General features: G+C 48.0%; 15 protein-coding genes and 1 riboswitch. Of the genes, 12 read left to right on the top strand and 3 right to left on the bottom strand.

The window, feature by feature from the left end:
- Nucleotide 1: 1 nt before the first annotated feature.
- The 7 genes from V1L65_RS16635 (at nucleotide 2) to V1L65_RS16605 (ending at nucleotide 10,239) form a co-directional block, all read left to right on the top strand.
- Entirely contained in the window at nucleotides 2-1,171 is a 1,170-nt protein-coding gene (locus V1L65_RS16635) for an amidohydrolase (RefSeq protein WP_331700331.1), read from the top strand.
- Nucleotides 1,168-2,277 (top strand): o-succinylbenzoate synthase, encoded by a 1,110-nt coding sequence (gene menC, locus V1L65_RS16630; RefSeq protein ID WP_331700330.1) that lies wholly within the window; start codon nucleotides 1,168-1,170, stop codon nucleotides 2,275-2,277. The genes V1L65_RS16635 and menC overlap by 4 nt, the downstream gene beginning before the upstream one ends.
- A gap of 122 nt (nucleotides 2,278-2,399) precedes the next feature.
- Nucleotides 2,400-4,511, top strand: a complete 2,112-nt coding sequence (locus tag V1L65_RS16625; RefSeq protein ID WP_331700329.1) for a helix-turn-helix domain-containing protein — start codon at nucleotides 2,400-2,402, stop codon at nucleotides 4,509-4,511.
- A gap of 180 nt (nucleotides 4,512-4,691) precedes the next feature.
- Nucleotides 4,692-5,633 carry an ABC transporter permease gene (locus V1L65_RS16620; protein WP_331700328.1) on the top strand — a complete coding sequence of 314 codons (942 nt, stop codon included), beginning with the start codon at nucleotides 4,692-4,694 and terminating at the stop codon, nucleotides 5,631-5,633.
- An 11-nt stretch (nucleotides 5,634-5,644) separates the two neighbouring features.
- Nucleotides 5,645-6,529 (top strand): carbohydrate ABC transporter permease, encoded by an 885-nt coding sequence (locus V1L65_RS16615; protein WP_331700327.1) that lies wholly within the window; start codon nucleotides 5,645-5,647, stop codon nucleotides 6,527-6,529.
- Nucleotides 6,530-6,580: 51 nt separating this feature from the next.
- The gene (locus tag V1L65_RS16610) at nucleotides 6,581-8,176 is read left to right on the top strand and encodes an extracellular solute-binding protein (protein ID WP_331700326.1); all 1,596 of its coding nucleotides are present in this window, start codon (nucleotides 6,581-6,583) and stop codon (nucleotides 8,174-8,176) included.
- Entirely contained in the window at nucleotides 8,176-10,239 is a 2,064-nt protein-coding gene (locus tag V1L65_RS16605) for an alpha/beta hydrolase family protein (RefSeq protein WP_331700325.1), read from the top strand. The genes V1L65_RS16610 and V1L65_RS16605 overlap by 1 nt, the downstream gene beginning before the upstream one ends.
- Nucleotides 10,240-10,311: 72 nt before the next feature.
- Here the strand turns inward: V1L65_RS16605 and V1L65_RS16600 are convergent, their stop codons facing one another.
- Nucleotides 10,312-11,103, bottom strand: a complete 792-nt coding sequence (locus V1L65_RS16600; RefSeq protein ID WP_331700324.1) for a helix-turn-helix domain-containing protein — start codon at nucleotides 11,101-11,103, stop codon at nucleotides 10,312-10,314.
- Nucleotides 11,104-11,233: 130 nt separating this feature from the next.
- Between V1L65_RS16600 and V1L65_RS16595 the strand changes: the two genes are divergently transcribed.
- Nucleotides 11,234-12,061: a phytanoyl-CoA dioxygenase family protein gene (locus tag V1L65_RS16595; RefSeq protein WP_331700323.1), complete on the top strand. Its 828-nt coding sequence runs from the start codon at nucleotides 11,234-11,236 to the stop codon at nucleotides 12,059-12,061.
- A 184-nt stretch (nucleotides 12,062-12,245) separates the two neighbouring features.
- On the opposite strand, the gene V1L65_RS16590 is transcribed toward V1L65_RS16595, so the two are convergent.
- Both V1L65_RS16590 and V1L65_RS16585 read right to left on the bottom strand, forming a co-directional pair.
- Nucleotides 12,246-13,037 carry a helix-turn-helix domain-containing protein gene (locus V1L65_RS16590; RefSeq protein WP_331700322.1) on the bottom strand — a complete coding sequence of 264 codons (792 nt, stop codon included), beginning with the start codon at nucleotides 13,035-13,037 and terminating at the stop codon, nucleotides 12,246-12,248.
- Between the two features lie 47 nt (nucleotides 13,038-13,084).
- Entirely contained in the window at nucleotides 13,085-13,576 is a 492-nt protein-coding gene (locus V1L65_RS16585) for a small multi-drug export protein (RefSeq protein ID WP_331700321.1), read from the bottom strand.
- Between the two features lie 746 nt (nucleotides 13,577-14,322).
- On the opposite strand from V1L65_RS16585, the gene V1L65_RS16580 reads away from it, so the two are divergent.
- The 4 genes from V1L65_RS16580 to V1L65_RS16565 all read left to right on the top strand — a co-directional run bounded on the left by V1L65_RS16580 (nucleotide 14,323) and on the right by V1L65_RS16565 (nucleotide 19,007).
- Entirely contained in the window at nucleotides 14,323-15,669 is a 1,347-nt protein-coding gene (locus V1L65_RS16580) for an alpha/beta hydrolase family protein (protein ID WP_331700320.1), read from the top strand.
- Between the two features lie 41 nt (nucleotides 15,670-15,710).
- The gene (locus V1L65_RS16575; RefSeq protein ID WP_331700319.1) at nucleotides 15,711-16,091 is read left to right on the top strand and encodes a GntR family transcriptional regulator; all 381 of its coding nucleotides are present in this window, start codon (nucleotides 15,711-15,713) and stop codon (nucleotides 16,089-16,091) included.
- Between the two features lie 15 nt (nucleotides 16,092-16,106).
- A complete protein-coding gene (locus V1L65_RS16570) occupies nucleotides 16,107-17,216 on the top strand; it encodes a DUF1648 domain-containing protein (RefSeq protein ID WP_331700318.1) in 1,110 nt (369 codons plus the stop codon).
- A 197-nt stretch (nucleotides 17,217-17,413) separates the two neighbouring features.
- Nucleotides 17,414-17,514: riboswitch (purine riboswitch) on the top strand.
- Between the two features lie 116 nt (nucleotides 17,515-17,630).
- On the top strand, nucleotides 17,631-19,007 hold the full coding sequence (locus tag V1L65_RS16565; RefSeq protein ID WP_331700317.1) for an NCS2 family permease: 1,377 nt from the start codon (nucleotides 17,631-17,633) through the stop codon (nucleotides 19,005-19,007).
- Nucleotides 19,008-19,045 lie beyond the last annotated feature (38 nt).

Below are 19,045 nucleotides of genomic sequence, written 5' to 3'. Positions count from 1 at the left end.
ATTGAACGTTCCCGAATGGAATCAACGAATTCAACGCTGGATGGCTGATCAAGCCGCCGGAATGGAGCGAATGTATGCGGAATTGCACGAGTTGGCTGAAATTGGTTGGCAGGAGCAGCTTACAACCGCTTATATTGGTGAACGGTTAAGCGAGGTTGGCCTGGAAGTGCGAACATTCGCAGAGCATACCGGAGCTATCGGCACTTGGAGCGGTCCGGGCGGCGGCCGCAGCGTAGCGCTGCGCGCTGATATGGATGCGCTATGGCAGCCCGTAAACGGACAGTGGCGGGCCAATCATTCATGTGGCCACGATGCGCACATGACGATGGTATTTTTTGCTGTTCGTTGTCTGAAGGAGATCGGGTACCAAGTGCCGGCAGGCGAGCTGTTGGCGGTATTTCAGCCGGCCGAGGAAACGGCTGAAGGGGCGAAAGCGCTGTTGCAGACCGGCCTGCTGGACGCTGCAGACTGTATGCTTGGCATCCATTTACGGCCGCAAAGAGAGCTTGCTAACGGGGTGGCATCGGCCGGGATTTACCATGGCGGCGTCGCCAAAATGCACGGCCGGATTCACGGCCGGCAGGCCCATGCCGCTCGGCCCGAGGATGGCATTAATGCGCTCGAGACGCTCGCCGCGATCGTAACGGCCGTCAGAGCGATCCGGGCGGACCTGGAGAGCGGCGCCTCCTGCAAGGTAACGACGGCGCGGGTGCCGAACGAAAGCGACAACGTTATTCCGGACGAGGCAGAGTTCGCGATCGATATCCGTGCCTCGTCGTTCGAAAAGCTGGAGCGGCTTGCGGAGCGCGTACGGCAGACCGCGGCGGAGATTGGAGAGGCTGATGGAGCAGAGGTAGTGACGGACTGGGTGATCAAGGCGGCGCCAGCTATTCCAAATATCGATATGGAGCGCATTGTCGGCGAGGCGATCGTCGAGGTGCTGGGTGAGAAAGGGCTGGCCCTTCCCGTCATCACGCCGGGAGCGGAGGATTTTCATTTTTACGCTATGGAGCGCAGGTCGCTTCAAGCGACGATGATCGGGCTCGGCTGCGGATTGGCGCCGGGGCTGCATCATCCGGAGATGACCTTTGATCATGAAGCGATGCGCACGGGTGCGGCGATTCTGGCCATGTCCGCGATTAAGCTATTAGAGGAGGGGCGGCAGCGATGAATATACGGAACATCACATTAAGACATATGAGCATGCCTTTGCTGAAGCCGTTCACGACCAGCTTCGGCACCTTGAAGGATAGGGAATTTATTGTGGTCGAGGTGACGGATGCAGAAGGAAGATCTGGGTGGGGAGAGTCCGTTGCCTTCGTCGAGCCCTCCTATAATGAAGAGACGCTCAAGGGCAACTGGCATCTGCTGGAGAAGTTTTTGATTCCGCTGCTAAGCGCGGAGGAAATCGGGCATCCGGCTGAATTGGCGGAGAGGTTCAGCCCGATCCGCGGCAACCGGATGGCCAAGGCGGCGCTCGAGACCGCTTGCTGGGATCTGTACGCCAAGCAGCAGGGCCGATCGCTTGCCTCCGTCATCGGTGCGGCGAAGACATCGATTGAGGTCGGGGTCAGCATTGGTATCCAGGCTTCTTTGGAGCAACTGCTGGAGATGATCGAGCAGCGGCTTCAAGCCGGCTACAAGAGGATGAAGATCAAGATTATGCCGGGCTGGGATGTCGATATCGTCGACGGCGTACGTCAAAAGTATCCTGATATTCCATTAATGGTGGACGCCAACTCTGCGTATACGCTTGCTGATGTGGATCATTTGCGACGGCTGGACGATTATCAGCTCATGATGATCGAACAACCGCTGGCGCATGATGATATCGTAGACCACTGCGAGCTGCAGCGACAGCTGCATACGCCGATCTGTCTGGACGAGAGCATTCATTCAGCCGATGACGCGCGTAAAGCGATAGAACTGGGCAGTTGCCAAATTATTAATATAAAGACGGGCCGAGTCGGGGGACTGACAGAGGCAATCAAGCTGCATAACTTATGTATGGAGCGGCAAATCCCGGTATGGTGCGGCGGCATGTTCGAATCGGGCATCGGCCGGGCGCATAATATTGCGCTGTCGGCGTTAAGCAACTTCACCTTGCCCGGAGATACGGCAGCTTCGTCGAATTATTGGGAAGAGGACATCGTCGATCCTGCTGTAATTGTACGGGACGGCCGGATCGATGTGCCGGAAGGTCCGGGTATTGGGTATATTGTAAATCCGGAGCGTCTCGCCAAATATACACTGCACCGTGAAGTTTTTGAGGTATAAGCTGAGGCTGTCGATTAACTCTGAGCAACTTGTAGTGACGATTGAATTTTGCAGCTAAGTTGCTTATCCACAAGCAGCAAATGATATAGAGCTAATCTATCATTCGGGGAAGGGTGAAGGGTATGTTTCCCAAAGGCGATCATAAGACCGACTTCTTCAAAGCGATTATTATTTTTGCGACTTTGACCGTTGTCATGATTGGTGCTTTCGGATTCTATTTGTATTCTAACTCTCAGACCTTGGTGACGCAGGAGATATCCCGTGACAGCTTATACAGGCTTCAGCACGTACGTGATTATTTGGAGATGACTGTGCTGAAGCGCTACGAGGAGCTGTTCCAGGATAAAGTGGTCTCCACCGCTTTCCAAAAATATGACGGGCTGGGTCTGCTGTTGGACGAACCGAACAGCAGTCTGGGTTACCGGTTTTTGGTCTTGCACAATGATATTCAAAATGTCAAGCTAGCGCAAGAAGGCTTGTCCAATGTGACCGTACATTTCTTGAAAACGGGATATACGGTCGATTCCCAGTACTTATACGAGAAACCTGGAAATTCCAAGGATGCACAATTTATTAGCGAGCTGAGTCACTTTCCGCTCAATCGATGGACGATACGCAGTGGCAGCGGGAACGGGCAAGTGATGACCTATTTGCGCTCGCTGCCTTACGGTTCCTCGCATGAAAATGCGAAGGGCTATCTGTATCTGGACATCAGTCTCGATTATGTGACGGGGCTGCTTGGCGGGATGTTGGGCTCCAAAGAGGAGCAGTTCTATATCGTCGATGAGGACGGTACGACGTTGTTGACGAACTCGGGGCAGGCAGTGAGCGGGTTTGACAGCTCGAAAGAGCTGGCGGGGTCGGTCGCATCGGTGAACGTGACGGAAGAAGAGGGGCGACCGACGGTATGGGCGTATTCTCCTGCGAGCCTGTCTAAGTATGGTTGGGGCTTTATTGTAGCACGTCCGCTGAATTCGCTGCTGCTCGATTCGAAGAAGCAGCAACATAATTTGCTTGTCTTCTCCATAATAACCGCCGTCGTAGGTTTGGCGGTTTCGCTGCTTATGTCCAGACGAGTTTATGTGCCCCTGAAAAAAATGATGAGCAGCCTTCAGACGCTTCACCTCAGTTTGGAGAAGACGCGGCTTCTGAAGCTGATACATGGGGATATAGAGGAAGCCGGATCGTACGCTTATGCGGAACGGTCGCAATTGGTGGCGGCATATATTCGGCTGCGCTCTGGAGAGCTGGAGCCCGCAGCGCTCGGTCATTGGTTCCAAGTCAGACCGTTCTGCTGGGAGGCAGTGGCGGTTTCACGGGAGGAACTGGTCGTGTTGTTCATTCTGGAACAAGACGATCCGAATACGGACGCGACAGTCAAGGAGGCGCTGCGATCGCTGCAAGACGAGCTTGGCGGCGTTTGTGAGTTCTCTGCCGGGTACGGACGTTCGACGGACAGACTATCACATGTTTCCGAATCGTTCAGGGAAGCGAAGCATGCGGCCAGATACGAGTTTCTGTTCGGACCTTCCGCTATCGTTGGCTTTCACGAAGTCGAGGCTCGTCGCAATACGTATGAAGATATGAACTTCGAGGGCTTCGAGAAGGGAATTCATACACAAGATATGCAAGCGGTTACAACGTATTTGAAAGGGTTCGAACGCACCTTGATCGACGGTGGCTACGGAATCGAGACGGCCGAATGGGCGCTGATGCAGCTAAGCGTGTGCATGCGTCGCATGGCGCTTCATTACCGATTGTTCGATCGGCTGGAAATTCCCGACATGTCCCGTACGCTGAAAGAAGGCACGCTGGGGGATGGACTGGAACGGATCGAAGCCAACGTCCGGCAAATCATCGCTTGGCTGAGCAGTGATGCTCCTCACGCGCATGCCGAGACGATCAATGTCATACAGCGTTATATTCACGAGCATCTTTATGAAGATATTTCGCTGGATCAAGTGGCCGAGCTGGTATCCTTCTCCCCTTCCTACATCTCCAAGCTGTTTACCGAAGTATTGCATACGCCGTTTATCGAATATTTGAGCCGCGCTCGGCTGGAGCTTGCAGCGGAGCTGCTGCGGGACGGCCAGGAATCGGTGACGCGGATCGCAGAACGGGCTGGGTACAGCAACGTCCAATATTTCTGTACGAAGTTTAAGGCGAAATATGAGATGACACCTAACCAATACCGTAAGTTTACACGGACGGCGCTTCAGACTGAGGTCGTCTAGCAGCTCAGATCTGCATGTCAGCGGATTTCCCTTGAGGAAAGCCGCTTTTTTTGACAAACGTTGCTTAAAAGTATACAAAATCACATAAATCTGAACTGGATTTGGAGATGAAATTCCTTCTAAAATAGGAGCGAACAACAAGATTTGCGGCAATAAAATTTACAGATTGGAGACCTGCCTATGGCATTATTGACAAGAAGGAGGCAACAGACGGCTGAAAGCAGATGGAAGCGCTACAAAAAGCATAAGTACCTGTTTATATTGCTGCTCCCGGCATTGATCTGGTATACGGTTTTTCAATATGCTCCTTTGTATGGCGTGCAACTGGCATTCAAGGATTTTCGTGTACTGGAAGGGATCAACGGAAGCCCATGGGTCGGCTTTAAGCACTTTGAGGTGATGTTTACCTCGACCAGCCAATTTTGGAGAGTATTTCGAAATACCGTTGTCATCAGTCTATATCACATCATTTTCGGATTTCCGGCTGCCATCGTTCTGGCACTCATTTTTAACGAGATTAGAGGAAAAGTGTTCAAGCGGGTCACACAGTCGATCAGCTATTTGCCGCATTTCCTTTCTTGGGTTATTCTTGCAGGTTTGTTCGGCACGATTTTGTCGCCAAGCACAGGAATCGTCAATTATGTGCTGACGCTGTTCGGCTTGGACACGATCTACTTTCTAGGCGATCCTACCTACTTCAGATTCACCTTGGTGGTCACGAGTATTTGGAAGGAGGTCGGCTGGGGAACGATTATCTATTTGGCCGCACTGGCCTCGATCAATCCAAGCTTATATGAAGCGGCAAGCATCGACGGCGCCGGACGATGGAAGCAAACGCTGCATATTACACTGCCTTCTATTTTGCCGGTCGTCTGCATCATGTTTATTTTTCAGATCAGCGGCATTCTTGACGCGGGCTTCGACCAGATACTGAACCTGTATCATCCGGCGGTATATGAAGTTGCTGATATTCTGGACACGTATGTGTTCAGGGTCGGTCTGTCTCAGATGCAGTACAGTCTGACGACGGCAGTCGGCTTGTTCAAAAATGTGATCGCACTCTCCCTGGTATTGGGAACCGATTATTTAATCAAAAAAGCGGGCCAGGAAGGGCTGTTCTAAGGAGGGATACGATGTTTTCACGCATGACAATCGGCGAAAAATGGTTTCAGGTATTCGCGGTAATGTTCATTGCCGGATTAAGCGTTCTGTTTGTGTATCCCTTCATCCATGTAATGTCGATCTCGCTCAGCACGCCGACTGAAGCAATACGACCGGGACTTCATCTGTTTCCTCAGGAGTTTTCCTTGGAGGCTTACCGGAAAGCGATTTCATCTGCGCAAATCTGGTACGGCTTTCGCAACACCATTTTCCGGACGGTCGTCGGCACGGCGCTGTCGGTTATAGTGATGGTGATGGCAGCTTATCCTTTATCCAAAAAATATTTGCCGGATCGCCGCTTCTACACGCTGTTTATCGTGATGACGATGTTTTTCAGCGGCGGCCTCATTCCGTCCTATCTGCTTGTCAAAAGCCTGGGAATGTACGATTCCCTGTCGGTCTATATCATTCCGATGCTCTTTAATACATTCTCGCTCCTGATTTTACGCAACTTTTTCCTCGGCATTCCTCAGGAGCTGGAGGATTCGGCCCGGATGGACGGAGCCAACGATATTCGGATTCTGTTCTCCGTCGTGCTGCCGCTGTCGGCGCCGATTATCGCGACGATTACGCTTTGGTCCGCGGTCCGCTACTGGAATGAATGGTTTCAGGCGCTTATCTACATTCAGGACCAGACCAAGATCGTACTACAGATCTATCTGCGCAGACTTGTCGTGGAGAATCAAGATATGGAGCTGCGAATGCTGATGTCTCAGCAGCCGGGTCAGGAAACCGTGACGCCAGAGACGGTCAAGGCCGCTGTGCTTATGATCATAACGGGGCCGATCATCGTCATCTATCCGTTCCTGCAAAAGTATTTCGTTAAAGGGGTGATGATCGGCTCCTTGAAAGAGTAGCGAGGCAAGCACTAAATTTGGACCATTTTTTTCGAAAAGGGAGGAGAAAGTATGGTAACAGGTGTTAAATTTAAGTTTTTGACGGCGGCGATTGCCGTTATCCTGCTGCTCTCGGCGTGTAGCAATGGAGGGGGAAAACCCAAGCCTTCTGCCAGCGGCGGGACGTCTGCCCCGTCAGAAACCGCCTCGTCTGCGCCTACTACGCAGTCGAAGGAGCCGATCAATCTGCTATGGCTGAGCTTCGATCCGCCAGAGGGCGATGAAACGCCGGTTCAGAAGTTTTTGGAGGAACGCTTTAACGTAAAAATCGAGAACATGCGGGTGGACCGTACCAGTTGGACGGAGCACCTAAATATTCGCTTGGCAACGGGTGAAATTCCCGACCTGTTCTTCCTATGGTCGCAAGGGGAAATTCTGGATTACTCCAATCAGGGCTTGCTAACCGAGCTGCCGATCGACCTCATCAAGGAGAAAATGCCCAAATATGCGGCTTCTGTTGACGAGATGGATCCTGCCATCTGGGATCTGGCGGTCGTAGACGGCAAGAACTTCGCGATCCCGCTCTACTGGCTGGAAGGGCTGACGCCGTTCCTGCCGGCTTATAATGGCGATTGGCTGAAGGCAGCCGGCTTCGACAAAGCGCCGGAGACGCTGGAGGAGTTCGAGAAATTGGTGTATTATTTCGCGCATAACGATCCCGACCAGAATGGTAAAGCAGATACGATAGGTTATTCGGGCAGCGGCAAGGACTCGCTGGCTACGCTGGCGTTCAATTCCGTCTACTCGGCGTTTGGCACGAGTCCCGGCGCCTGGCTGAAAGCTGATGACGGCAGTCTGATCAACGCGATGGTTTCCGAAAGAACTCGCGAGGCGCTTAAAGTGCTAAATAAATGGTACAAGGACGGCGTTATCGACAAGGAGTTTTTGACGACGGATTATGCTAAGGTTCGGCAGGATCTGGCCAATAGAAGAGCGGGAATTATAGATAGAGGCATGTGGAACAGCTACTCGCTCGCCATCGGGCCAGAATTCAAGGGACAAAATCCGGATACGGAGCTGGTCATCGGCAAGCCGCTAATTGGTCCTTACGGAGACAATGCCGGCTTCTCATGGGGAGTCAAAAACAATTTCGTGGGCATGGGTGCCCAGGTAGCGAAGGATCCGGAAAAAATGGATAAATTGTTTGAAATTTTGGAAGCGATGGTTTCGGATGAAGAAGTATATAAAATGACTTACTTTGGCATTGAAGGAGAGCATTATGATCTGGTAGACGGTGTTCCAACGCCTAAGGAACAGTACGTGAACCTGACGGAGCGCGGAGCAAAGGTCGGAGCAAGCAGCTATTACAATATCTTCGGCACTAAGTCCAGCTACATGTCGCAATTCGATCTGTCGAAGGAGCAGGCCGAGTTCAAGAAGCGGACGACGGAAGGCGTCCCGGCATTTAACAGCCTGCTTACGTTCATCGTACCGGAATCGTCCCAATACCCGGATTTGAACCGGATTCGCGATGAATACTTGATCAAGTTCATTATTGGCGAGGTTAATCTGGATCAAGGGTTTGACGATTTTGTAAAGCTGTGGAATTCTTCTGGAGGAGAGGCGCTGACGAAGGCGGTTAACGATCGTTACGCCACATTGAAATAATGAATATATTGAATTCGACAGGCTGTACCGCTGACATCCAGCTCCGCGAGGAGATCGCGGAGCGCTGCCGGCGGCAGCTTAAGAAGCTGGCGGATGCGAGAAGCCGGGCTGCGAGCTGCGAAGAATGGGAATGCTTGCGCCGTCCGCTGCTGGACGTTATTCGTGCCGCGTTTCCCACCTTCATGTACGACAGGGGGCCGCTAACTTCGCGAGTGGTCAGCCGTCATAACTTTGGCGACTATCGAGTGGAAAACGTTATTTTCGAGTCTTATCCGGGCTGGGAGGTAAACGGCACAGTTTATTTACCCGCGCAGCCGGGCCGTTATCCAGGCGTCGTTTGCCCGACGGGGCATAGCTGCAAGACGGGTGAAAGCTACCAAATTTCTGCGCAGACGTTTGCGCTCAACGGCTATGCGGCTATCTCGTTCGATCCGCCTGGTGTGGCTGGAGAGATCGGACATATGAACGATCATTTTACCAACGGGCTGATCGGCTATCTGACAGGAATCTGGAGCAACACGCATTTCGTTCTGGATGCGATACGTTGCATCGATTATTTGGAAACCCGGGACGATATCGATTTCAGCTCGGGCGGAGTGGCCATGACTGGCGTATCCGGCGGCGGTGCGACAACGATCTATGCTTCGCTGCTTGATGATCGTATCCGTTTTCTAGCGCCGGTATGTTGTCTGAACGAGCATGAATCATTGCATTTGACGGACTGGTACACGAGCTGTCCGGAGCAGTTCGCAACCGGGCTGATCGCACATGGCATCGACTTCACGGATTTGATTGCGCTTCAAGCGCCGAAGCCGTGCCTGATCGTCGGCGGCAGAGAGGATGATTTGTTCGACTACCGCAACACCCAGCGCTTGTATCACGACGCAGCGGACGTCTATCGGCTGTATGGCCGAGAGAGCGAGCTGGGATTGTTCTTGGATGATTGCGGTCACGCGTATTCACTGAACATGGCAAATGAAGTAGTACGCTGGATGAACCGCGTGTTCAAGCCGGGGGTTCAGCCGCTCCCGCTTCGTCTGGAAAACTTGTCGGTCCAGAAGCCGGAGCTGCTGCACTGCCATCCTTCGAACGAAGTTAACATGTATACGATCAACAGGGATGAGGGCAGACGGCTATTCAATAGCCGTGCCGTACCGGTGGGAGAAGCAGGCTCGACGTACCTGAAGGAGCGGCTGCGGCAGACGCTCGGATTGGAGCATGCAGACTTTCCTCGGGAGGCCGACGCAAGTTCACGGGTAAGAGTACAAGAGCAAAAGCCAACCGGCGCTTACCAGTTCCGTGCTGTCAGCTTGCGGACGACGTTCGTGAGCGAGGTGCCGGGCTTGATGCTGCGGCGGACGAGGCCTTCCAGCGGCGTTGTCGGCGCAAGTGCAGATGCGTCCGGCAGGCTGCCGGCCGTATTGATGATTGATGAAGCGGGCAAATGGGACGGCTTTCGCTGCTTCGGCCCGTTGACAGCGCTCGGAGATGCGCTGGTGTACAGCATAGACGTTAGCGGCTTCGGGGAGCTTGCGCCCCGCCCGGTCTGGCACGATGTGGCACCTTGGTGCGATATCGAACGGGTGCTTACGTACCTGTCCGTAGCTGCAGACCGGCCGATCATGGGCCTGCGGGTGCGGGACGCCCTGCACGCTTGGCAATATATGCGCGGGCTGCCGGAGGTCGATCCGAATCGACTCATACTGGCGGGCAAAGGTTTGGGAGCGACGGTGGCGCTGCTGACCTCGCTGCTTATCGGTCCCTTTCACAAGCTGGTGCTATGGGATTCATTGTTGAACTATCAGGCGCTGACCGAGGAATTCCCGTTCGCCTGGAAGCAAAGCGTCGTCGTACCGGACATTTTGCTGCACTATGATCTGCAGGACTTGCTGCGAAACGCTCCCTGCAGCAATAAAACGGTCATCAATCCGCTGAACGCCGCGCGGGAGTTCGTCGACCTGACGCATGCTAGCGCGCTATATCCGGAGGACGTACAGATTTTTGCCGGTCTGGAGGAAAGCCGAGCCAGAGACGCCTTCGTGCAGGCTATTCTGGCTGAGTAGCAAAATTCTGCCCGATCTTTTAAGTACTGCCGTTCTCGTCATTCATCGATGGCGGGAACGGCTCTTTGTATGCTACACCTTCGAAGGGCTTATGCCTTTTATTTTTTTGAATTGCTTGCTGAAATAATAAATGTTTTGATATCCGAGCGCGTCGGCCACCTCTCCTACCGTCATGCCATGCTGTCGCAGCAGGTATTCGGCCCTTTCAATTTTTTTCTCTATGATGTAATTTTCAATCGTCTGTCCCATTACTTCCTTGAATTGCAATGAAAAATAGCGTGGTGAGAGATAGGCTTGTTCTGCGAGCTCACTGATACTGCGTGTGCTTCCGGGATTTTCACGAATGGCAGCGGCGATTTCGTTCATTACGGCATAATGTTTATGACGCTTGCTTTTTACATCTGCCTTCATCGTTAATCCCTCTCTTTTGAAAGCTAGCAGCAAAAGGTTAAGCAATAGCTCTGCTTCTTCCGCATAATGGATTTCCTTGATCGTTACGACTTGGACAAAACGCTCCAAATAAGCTTCGAAATAAAAGGGAGCAGCCAGCGTATGATGCGATGGAAGGTCTGCAAGTGCATCGCGATGCTCTTCAAGCGAGAAATGAATATAAGTTACAGTAAGCGGATAATCCGGGTCATGCCAGGCATTGATGCGGTCACCGGGTCGAAATAGATAGCATTGATTCCGCTGAATTTTCTGTTCCAGCCCATTAAGTACAATCCCGCCTTTACCGCTCCAAACATACCAAAGATCAAAATCGGTAAATGGATTTTCGCTGCGGTTCCATTTCCAGTTCTGCTCACAAGAAATCTTCCCGCAATGGGAAGAGAGCCGAATGGATTGCAACGGGAAAGCTAGCATGAAAATCATCTCCTTTTTATGTATTAAAGTATAAATTATTATTCGAATATAGCATTTGTTTTACAGCTTTGTATAGCTATAATGAATTCATAAAATGAGTAAATTTTATAAATGAGAGGGTGTTGTAAAAATGTCTGCTCAATTAACTCCTCAGGAAATCTCCGAACGATTGTATCGTTATGATCGCATTTCCGACAAGTATGCAGGTCTGCATGAAATTACGGAAGACAAAGTGAAGGAATATTTGGCAATGGGCTATTTGGCTGTTGAAGGAGTGCTTGATTCTGCAGAGGTGAAGCATGCAATCGATGCTTTAATGGATATGGTTTTTGTCGATACCAAAGGCGCTTTGCTGCAGTTTTCCAAGCCGGAAAAAGAGCTGCGGACGAATGAGGAACGCGAATTGGCCGTTCGGAAAGTAAGCAGGTTTGTTGAGAATGACGATAGGTTGAAGCATATCGCTTATCATCCAGATATTTTGAAGACAGTTGAGTTGTTACTGGGTGAATCGCCCAAGCTCGTTCAAGATATGGCTTTGCTGAAGCCTCCTATGGGAGGCGGCGAGAAGCCCTGGCATCAGGATATGGCGTATGGCCCGCTTGCTTTTAATAAACCGGTTATCGGCGTATGGATCGCCCTTGATGATGCTGATCTGGATAACGGCTGCATGCATGTGCTGCCTGGCTCTCATGCTGATGGAGCGACTCCGCATTATGCAGTTCGTGATTGGCAGCTTTGCGACTCTCATATTGCAGTGGAGGAGGACGTTGCAATTCCTCTAAAATCTGGAGGACTCATGTTTTTTCACGGTTTGATAAAGCATGGAACACCCTATAATCTTTCGGCAAAGAGAAGGCGTGCTCTGCAATTTCATTATGTCGGGCAGTCCGCTGTGAAGCTTACTCCGCAGGAATACAAGCGTATTTTTACAAACGAGATGACCGGAGCGGAATGCTAGATCCGCAGTTAAAAATAAAAGTAAAAAAGGAATAGCAAGGATAAACGGCTCCGCCGTCCTTTGGACAGGCGCGTTTACCGATGAAATATAGGAACAGGTATAACGTGAAAACTTATACTTTCTAATATTTTAACAAAAGCCCTAAAATCCTTGGTTATACAAGGGTTTTAGGGCTTGATTTGATTTATAAATCATCAAACTTTTTTCTTACCTTCTTTTGAAGCTTAAAGCCAAATCGATTCGTATGAACCTCATTCCTGGCAAGAAGCTTGTAGGCTTCCAGGATATAGGATGTATGAGTGAAAACGTAGATACCGATTGCAATCAGCCCAATACAAATTGGATAATAAGGTGTTAAAAACCCTTCAGAAATAATACTTTTCCTTTCCAATCCAATTGGTATCAATCCAACTGCAAATAATCCGAATCCTGCTATCATAAAAATCGCATATTTTTTTTTCAGATGTTCATATCTGCTGTTAAGCTCCTGGAGATATTTTTCATCAAGCAACAAAGGCTCCTGTTTAAGCACTTTATATTTATCTTCTTCAAAAAAAGAGGTTGACGCAAGGAATACTATCCCTATGGTTGCAATAATAATCGTTGGGATTAAATAAGTTGACGGGTCTTGTTTGAAAATAAAATAAGGGATGAAGGCTAAAGCAACAAAAAATAAACCCAATGAGAAATATTTTGCAGATTTACGGACAGAGAGCAAATAACCTTCTGCCATTTCTTTGCTGACATAATATCCTGATTCTTTATCATTGCTAGGTTCAACAGACTCCTTTAACAAAAAGTCCATCGAAACGCCAAATATATTTCCAATCATAAGAAGCTTTTCAGTTTCAGGATACCCCTGGCCATTTTCCCATTTGCTAATGGCTTGTCTCGTCGTGTTTAATTTTTCGGCTAAACTTTCTTGGGAAAGCTCATTTTCCTTTCTCAATTTTAAAAGTTTTTCACCAAATGTCACTTGCTTAGAACTCCTTCCAAAAACAAAGTTTAAATATATTCAAAGCATTACTTCATTATATCATAGTTCAAATAGCCTCCTAATACTGCGCCAAGGATTCCCCAAAAAACGATGCTAACGGTATGCCAGAAGATTACTTTTCTTTTGTTTGCACCTGCAGCTAATGAGGTGAAGGCAGCGATATGGCCGGAAGCGACTAATGGAGTAATAAGTGCAAGTCCTGGAACGCCATATTTTTCGTACCATTCTCTCGCTTTCGTTGCTCGATTATGAATAAACCCTTTTTTTGGTTTTCGATTACGAATTTTTGTTAGCAGGGCATTAAAAGGTAAAATAACGAACATGATTGAAATCCAGTTTCCAATCGCACTTATTATTACTGCTAAAATGATAGGAATCCCGATGAGAGAACCGATTACAGCCCCACCAGGAGATTCTATAAACGGAATCAAAGAAGCAATAAAAACGCCTAAATACTGCAGTAGCAAATTTAATTCAGATAATTGACCGACAAACTCTTGTACCAATTGACGAAACATGTACGAACTCCCCTTTTTAATAATAATTCATTTACTTCTCCCAAATGTGCTCCTTATTTTTTTCTAATTCGAGACATGCCATATAAAATAGCAAAAATGACAAAGCCTATAAATACGAATGTATTGGTTATGGGTTCATTAATTCTTGGAATGGCGTTCTGAAAAATTTTCAAAAAAATTAAAAGTGCTACGGTAAAAATAATTCCGATAAAAGATAATTGCTTCATTATTTATTTTTTCCTTTCAAATTGCTTTTTTGAATATTCGCTTTTTGTTTTTGTTTAAATAGGAGTCTCCTTTCTTACTAACTGTCTATATCTTAGAAAAACATTGGTTTTCCTTCTATCACACTGTAGTTGCACTTTGTCAACTTTAGGTTGCAAGCATGTTAAACGGTAACAATTCGTCTAATAAACGCGGTAAATACAACACATTACATTATAAATTCCTAATTGTGTTATCATGTTACATCTGTTATAGTTGATATATAACAAGTGATGCTGATTTTGGTATCGTTATTGGTTGGTACTGATAGCATGCTGAAAGAGACTGTCGATTCATTGTGGGCAACTATTGATAAGTAATGAGAAAGGGGAAACGGAGAGCAAGAATGGGAATGGAGAAGCGGCAGCGTCCGCCTTTGTAGGCTGATTTTTTCCTTTACAGGGGTTATTTATTCATAAAAATTGAAATGTAGTTGACGAACAGTATTAGCATTGCGAGAGAGAACGATGGAGGGGATTGGAATGAAAAAAACGAGTGTTTATATTTGCGTATTATTAGCAACTTTATTGATATTGGCTGGCTGCGGAAAAGGGAAAACCGACGAATCCGCGGGAAATCAGCAGAACTCGCAAAATCCGCCAAGCTCACAAAACTCAGAATCGGAATCATTGGAAAGCATAGCCGGTACATGGGAAGGCTCTATTAAAATTCCGAATCAGCCGCTGCTTATTATCGTCAAGTTTGAGGAAAGCAAGGGAACGATCAGCATACCGGCTCAAGGAGTGAATGATTATTCGCTATCAAGTGTGAAGCTGAGCGATTCCGATCTGTTTTTTGATATGAGCATTGGGGGACAAAAGATCACATTTGATGGAAAAGTTGAATTAGAGAAAATCGAAGGCACCTTTAAGCAGAACGGACAAACGTTTCCTTTCGAGCTGAGCCGAAAAAACGAAGATGTTGCAACAGAAAAGGGGGATATGGTGCAAATGGAGCTTGCTAACGGTACGATGCTGGGCCAACTGGAATTGCCTGAAGGGGACGGTCCATTTCCGCTTATGATTATTATTGCCGGGTCAGGGCCTACAGATCGTGATGGAAATTCGTTATTGATGCCGGGCAAGAATAACAGCTTGAAGATGGTCGCTGAACAGCTGGCCGCGGAAGGTGTGGCAAGCATACGCTATGATAAGCGCGGGATTGGCAATAATGCCGGACTAGGCGGGAAAGAAGAGGATACTGCCTTTAAAGATTTTGTAGACGATGCTGCTTCCTGGATTGCGTTCGCCAAACAGGATAACCGCTTCTCTAAGGTTGGTGTTATCGGCCATAGCGAAGGCTCCTTGGTAGGAATGGCAGCGGCCCGGCAGGCGGGGGCTGATGTGTATGTGTCTATTGCTGGGGCAGGAAGACCAATTGATCAAGTGCTGCTTGAGCAGCTTGAAGCACAGCTTCCGGCTAATTTGCTGAAGGAGTCGAAAGATATTATGGAACAGCTGAAGCAAGGCAAGCAGGTCGACACTTTCAGTGCTGAGCTGCAAAGCTTGTTCCGCAAATCGGTACAGCCTTATATGATTTCTTGGCTGCAATATGATCCGGCGCAATTGCTGAGTGAGCTCGATATTCCAGTGCTGGTTATTAACGGAACAACTGATTTGCAGGTGCCCGTCAAGGATGCTGAGCTTTTGCATGAGGCCAAGAAGGAGTCAAAGCTGCTTATTATCGATGGCATGAATCATGTTTTAAAGGAGTCGTCCGACGAACAAGCGGAAAATATGGCGACCTACACGAATCCCGATCTTCCTTTAGCTGAAGGCTTAATGGATGGGATGGCAGGCTTCTTGAAGGAAGCAGGAATTGTACAATAACTGGTTTTTAAATAGCAGGTAAAGCGGGTGGTGAAAAGACGATGTTGCTCAATATCGATTTGCAATCAGAGACGCCCATTTATACGCAGCTTGTGCATCAAATTATTGAGGGCATTGCGCGCAAGCAGCTGCTGCCCGGGGAGCCGCTTCCTTCCGTGCGCAGCATGGCAGCCGACCTCGGCATAAACTTGCATACGGTTAATAAAGCCTACAATCTTTTGAAGCAGGACGGCTTTGTGCAAATAAACCGCAAGCAAGGGGTGGTCATTCATCCCGATGCATTCCCTGCAGCTGATGAACAGTATATGCTGCGGCTGCAGGAGCAAATGCGTCCGCTGATCGCAGAGGCGATTTGCCGGGGAATGACAAGCGAGCAATTTAAAGAAATGGGTGATCAGGTATTTGCCCAATTTAAAAGATAGTGGAGGCTGATGGCAATGAATGACGGATGGATGATCGGACTAGTGCTGCTCATTATGGTGCCTGTCGTATTGATAACGACGATTGTTCCTTATATAACGAGAAGAATAGAAAGCTTTGGCGTGACGATCCCGGAGGAAGCGCAAGATGATGCCGAAATTATAGCCTTAAAAAAGCAATACGTTTGGCTTAACGGAGGTCTTGGAGCGCTGGTAACAGCTTCATTGCTCGTATGCTCAACTATGCTTACGAATGAAACAACATGGAGCGTGCTGCTGCTTGCCCACTTGTTTGGCTATATAATAGTATCTTTTGCGATTTATTTGAAGCAGCATAATGCTGTTAAGGCGTTAAAGAAGCGAAAGCAATGGCTCAATCCGTCAGTTCAGCGTGTAGTAATAGACACCAGCTTTCGCAGACGAAATTTGACGGTTTCCTACTTTTGGTTCATACCTCACATTTTATTAATTATTGGGACGGCTTTGACGGGGGTGCTTGGCTATGAGCATTTCCCTGAGATTATTCCGCTGAAATATAATTTGAGCGGAGAAGTTATCAATAACGCGGTAAAAAGCTATAGCTCTGTATTATGGCCAGTTGTTACCCAGTCTGTATTACTCATTATATTTATATTTGTTCATTACACAATTGGCCGCAGCAAGCAGCTTATTGAATCAAGCGATCCGGAAGGGTCTTTACAGCGAAATATTTTATTTAGACGGCGCTGGTCTGCGTTTATGATGATTAGCAGCTTCTTGTTTACCGCATTGTTTTTCTTTATTCAGCTCCGCTGGCTGCTTGGCTGGAACGGCATAGAGCAAACGATCGCTCCGCTGGCTGTCACTGGCTTTCTAATTATCGGTTCTATCGTGCTAACTGTAACAACCGGGCAAGGCGGAAGCCGGATAAAGATGGCAAATGGTGCTCAAGGCAAGTCTGCACCTGCAGCAGATCTTGACCAATACTGGAAGCTCGGCATCATTTATTTCAATCCTAAGGATCCGGCACTTTTTGTTGAGAAAAGGTTTGGAGTAGGCATGACGATGAATTTCGGCAGACCAACAGCTTGGATTGTTATAGTAGCAATTATTGCTTTGCCGCTTGTAATGCGACTGTTGTTTAAATAATCGTATAAACTTGCTGGAAGAAAGGAATAATAAGGCATACTCTTTTGTAGTAACAAGGGTATGACTTTTCGACATAATAGGAAATAAAAGGGTAAAAATATCGTAAAGACGAATAATAAAACTAAATATATTGTCAATGTACGTAAAAAGTTGTTGACAAAACGTTCACACTCTCATTAAAATTGTAGACGGAAAACAATTATAAAAGAATATCTTTTCGTATAATCTCAAGAATTGGCTTGAGAGTCTCTACTCGATCACCGTAAATGATCAGGCTACGAAAAGTGTGAAAAAGCCCGCATCGGTCCAGCGATAGTGCTTTTTCCCCTTTTTGCAGAGCCTAGAGAAATGTGATTCACATTTTTTCTAGGCTTCTTGTTTGTTCCACCAAAATTTTGGGAGGTTATTAACAAAATGGAACGTTTCTTTCGCTTAAAGGAACTGGGGACAAATGTCAGAACTGAAGTGATGGCTGGTCTGACGACTTTCATGACGATGGCATATATTTTGGCTGTCAATCCGTCGATTTTGGAACCTGCTGGTCTTAACTGGACAGGCGTATTTCTGGCGACGGCGCTAGCTGCAGGTATTTTCTCAATCGCAATGGGCTTGTTCGTTAACTTTCCGGTAGCTCTTGCACCAGGTATGGGTCTGAATGCTTATTTTGCATCGGTCATTCTTGCATCGGCTGCAACGGATACACCGATTTCTCCTGCTATGGGTCTTACGGCAGTATTTATTTCCGGTATTATTTTCTTTATCCTGACGGTTACACAAATTCGTCAGATGCTGATCGTAGCTGTTCCTGACAGCTTGAAGCATGCGATTACAGTTGGTATCGGTTTGTTTATCTCGGTTATCGGCTTGAAAAACAGCGGTCTTATGACTATTAACGTTGAATCTATCAAGCCTATTGAGCCAGGTAAGTTTACACCGCTTCTAGGTTTTGAATCGGTTATTGGAATCGGAAGCTTTACGGATCCAACGATGCTTTACACAATTCTTGCTTTGTTCCTGATTGCTATTCTAATGGTGCTTCGAGTTCCAGGCGCGTTGTTGTTTGGTATTCTAGGTACTACAATTATTGCAATTATAGGCGGACATGTAGATGTGAAAGCAGCTTTTGAAGGACAAACTTGGGTACCAGATTTCAGCACAATGAACGTAGCTCATTTTGACTTCGCAGGTGTGTTTGAAGTTGGTCTTATTACAGTAGTTCTTACGTTTACTTTCGTAGAGCTATTCGATACATTCGGTACACTCATCGGTACAGCTAACCGTGCCGGTATTATGAAAGACAAAGAAAAAGGCAAAAAACGCGTTGGTAAAGCGATGCTTGTTGACGCGATCGGCGTAAGCGGCGGTGCTGTTCTAGGTACAAGTACAGTAACAGCTTTCGTTGAAAGCTCCGCTGGTATTGCACAAGGCGGACGCTCTGGTCTGACTGCGGTTACTACTGGAATTTGCTTCTTGCTAGCGATCTTCTTGTCGCCGCTTGTTGCGCTTGTTCCAGGTGCTGCTACATCCGCTGCATTGATTATCGTTGGCGTGTTGATGATGCAGTCTGTTAAAGAAATTGATTTCCAAGACATGGTGCACGCTATTCCAGCTTTCTTTACGCTAGCGTTCATGGCATTTACTTACAGCATTGCAAACGGTATTTCTTTCGGTATCGTTGCTTATGTAGTACTTGCTGCGGTTGCTAATTTGTCTGGCAAAGGCAAATATCAAATCCACTGGATTATGTGGGTGCTTGCAATCCTTATTATTGGCAGATACGTATTTATGTAATTTCGCAAAAAAAAGCAGCGCTGGGCCGGCGCTGCTTT

Source organism: Paenibacillus sp. IITD108 (assembly GCF_036541265.1).
GTDB lineage: Bacteria > Bacillota > Bacilli > Paenibacillales > Paenibacillaceae > Pristimantibacillus.
Note: the sequence above shows the minus strand (reverse complement) of the source record. Positions and strands in the feature narration are given on the sequence as shown.